Origin of the sequence: Virgisporangium aliadipatigenens, assembly GCF_016863615.1 — a bacterium.
GTDB lineage: Bacteria > Actinomycetota > Actinomycetes > Mycobacteriales > Micromonosporaceae > Virgisporangium > Virgisporangium aliadipatigenens.
This window is the reverse complement of sequence record NZ_BOPF01000107.1, coordinates 1-790: the sequence shown is the minus strand read 5'-3', so window position 1 is coordinate 790 and position 790 is coordinate 1. Positions and strand designations below refer to the sequence as shown.

The 790-nt window shown below is 63.4% G+C and carries 2 protein-coding genes; both read left to right on the top strand.

Annotated elements, in window-relative coordinates:
* The first annotated feature begins 100 nt into the window (after nt 1-100).
* A complete protein-coding gene (locus tag Val02_RS46980; RefSeq protein WP_203905891.1) occupies nt 101-370 on the top strand; it encodes a type II toxin-antitoxin system Phd/YefM family antitoxin in 270 nt (89 codons plus the stop codon).
* Nucleotides 330-779, top strand: coding sequence for a type II toxin-antitoxin system VapC family toxin (locus tag Val02_RS46975; protein WP_275415693.1), 450 nt, complete (start codon nt 330-332; stop codon nt 777-779). The genes Val02_RS46980 and Val02_RS46975 overlap by 41 nt, the downstream gene beginning before the upstream one ends.
* Nucleotides 780-790: the final 11 nt, after the last annotated feature.

Below are 790 nucleotides of genomic sequence, written 5' to 3'. Positions count from 1 at the left end.
GAACACCCGACACTGCGTCAACAGCATCTCCGTCCGACTCGAACCCAACTCATAGCTGTAGCGCCTTGTAGCGCCTTGTAGCGTCTTGTAGCGTCGGGGCATGACGGACCCGGCATCTCGCCATATCACGCAGAGAGAGCTACGCAACGATTCAAGTGAGATCATGCGGAATGTCGAACGCGGGGAGTCCTACACGATCACCCGTAACGGCACGCCGATCGGTCGCCTGATACCGCTCCGCCGCCGGACATTTGTGCCGCGTGCCGAGGTGCTCGCAGCGTTCGCGACGGCCCCGACAATTGATCCGGACGCATTCCGCGCAAGCCTCGATGCCGTCCTTGACCAGGACCTGCCCTCGCGTGAGTGGTAACCCGCCTACGCGAGGGCTGATCGATACCAATGTCGTGATCCTTCTCAACCAACTTGACCCGGCCGAATTGCCCGACGAGATGGTCATCAGTGCGGTGACGCTGGCAGAGCTGTCCACCGGTCCGCACCATGCTCCGGAACCCACCGAACGAGCCCGTCGGACTTCCCTGCTCCAGCATGTCGAGGCCACATTCGACCCGCTGCCCTTCGACACTGCCGCCGCCCGCTTGTTCGGGCTCATCACCGCAAGCGTGCTTGCCGCAGGGCGCAACCCACGTGGTCGCTTTGCCGACCTGATGATCGCGTCGACGGCCGCCGCGAGCAGGCTGCCGCTGTTCACCACCAACCCGAAGGATTTCGCGGGCCTGGACGCACATGTGCGGGTCGTCCCGGTGACCTGGCCGCGTTAGATCAGACGAAA

Excerpts from the sequence above, each read along its gene's own strand:
- Val02_RS46980 (WP_203905891.1), top strand. The coding sequence starts at position 101 with ATGACGGACCCGGCATCTCGCCATATCACGCAGAGAGAGCTACGCAAC.
- Val02_RS46975 (WP_275415693.1), top strand. The coding sequence starts at position 330 with ATGCCGTCCTTGACCAGGACCTGCCCTCGCGTGAGTGGTAACCCGCCT.